This window comes from Azonexus sp., assembly GCF_036170495.1.
Lineage (GTDB): Bacteria > Pseudomonadota > Gammaproteobacteria > Burkholderiales > Rhodocyclaceae > Azonexus.
The window spans coordinates 1-1,399 of the sequence record NZ_JAVHPH010000015.1 but is presented as its reverse complement, the minus strand read 5'-3'; the positions used below and the strand labels follow the sequence as shown (position 1 = coordinate 1,399).

Annotated in this window: 2 protein-coding genes; both read left to right on the top strand. The window is 60.3% G+C overall.

Annotated elements, in window-relative coordinates; genetic code table 11:
* Nucleotides 1-665 (top strand): aminotransferase class V-fold PLP-dependent enzyme (locus ADADOO_RS00590; RefSeq protein ID WP_511274222.1); only part of this gene is annotated, 665 nt, incomplete at its 5' end.
* 225 nt (nucleotides 666-890) lie between these two features.
* The coding region (locus ADADOO_RS00585) for a DNA polymerase Y family protein (RefSeq protein WP_511274221.1) at nucleotides 891-1,399 on the top strand (509 nt) is incomplete at its 3' end.

The following is a 1,399-nucleotide window of genomic DNA, read 5'->3' as shown; positions in this document are numbered from 1 at the left end:
GCAAGATTCCCATCGATCTCAAGAACACCAAGATCGACATGCTCTCGCTGTCCGGTCACAAATTGCACGCCCCGAAGGGCATCGGCGTACTTTATCTGCGCCGTGGCTGCCGCTTCCGTCCGCTGCTCCGTGGCGGTCATCAGGAACGCGGTCGTCGGGCCGGTACCGAGAACTCGGCGTCCATCGTCGGCCTCGGCATGGCCTGCGAGCTCGCCATGCAGAAAATGGACGTCGAAAACACCGAAGTCCGCCGCCTGCGCGACAAGCTCGAACTCGGCATCCTGAGCCAGATCACCCACTGCTTCCCGACCGGTGACGTTTCCAACCGCCTGCCCAATACCAGCAATATCGCCTTCGAATACATCGAAGGCGAGGCCATCCTGCTCCTGTTGAACAAGTTGGGTATCGCCGCCAGTTCAGGCTCGGCCTGTACTTCCGGCTCGCTCGAACCGTCGCACGTCATGCGCGCCATGGGCATTCCCTACACCGCCGCGCACGGCACGATCCGTTTCTCGCTGTCGGTCTACAACACCGAAGCGGAAGTCGATTACGTTATCGAGTCGGTGCCGCCCATCGTCGCCCAACTGCGCAAACTTTCCCCGTACTGGACCGACAAGGGCCCGGCCACCAACCCCGAAGCCGCCTTCGCCCCGACTTACGCCTGACGGCAGCTCCGGTCTCAGGTAGGGGATTGACGCGAAGACGAGCCGCAGGCAGTGCGATTGGCACGCCAAGGTGAAGTCGACAAAGTCAGGCCCCTGCCTGCGGCTGGAGGAACCTCTCTCTCTGCAGCAACCTCGGTTAGCCCCGGAAGCAATTCCGGGGCTCTTTTTTTGATAGCTGCTTGCCTTGAACAGAACCAGCAACACTTGCTTTGATATACTGTTCGTATGAACAGTATTCGTCGTATCGCTCACCTTGACATGGATGCCTTCTTCGCCTCGGTCGAACTGCTTCGCTATCCCGAGCTGCGCGGGCAGGCTGTCGTGGTCGGCGGGCGGAGTGTTCATCAGCCGGTGGTGCAGGCCGACGGCTCCAGGCATTTTTCGCGCTTGCGCGAATATGCCGGGCGGGGCGTGATTACCACCTCGACCTATGAGGCCCGAGCCTTGGGCATTTTTTCTGGCATGGGCCTCATGAAGTCGGCGAAACTGGCGCCCGAGGCTATTCTTCTGCCCGCCAACTTCGAGGCCTATCGCCACTATTCGCGCCTGTTCAAGGCGTCTGTCCGGGCCATTGCGCCAAATGTCGAAGACCGTGGAATTGACGAAATCTACGTCGACCTCAGCGACATTCCGGAGGAAACCCGCGTCCTGGCTCAGCGCATCAAGGATGCAGTTTTTGCCGCAACCGGGCTGAGTTGTTCGATTGGCGTGACGCCCAACAAACTGCTCGCCAA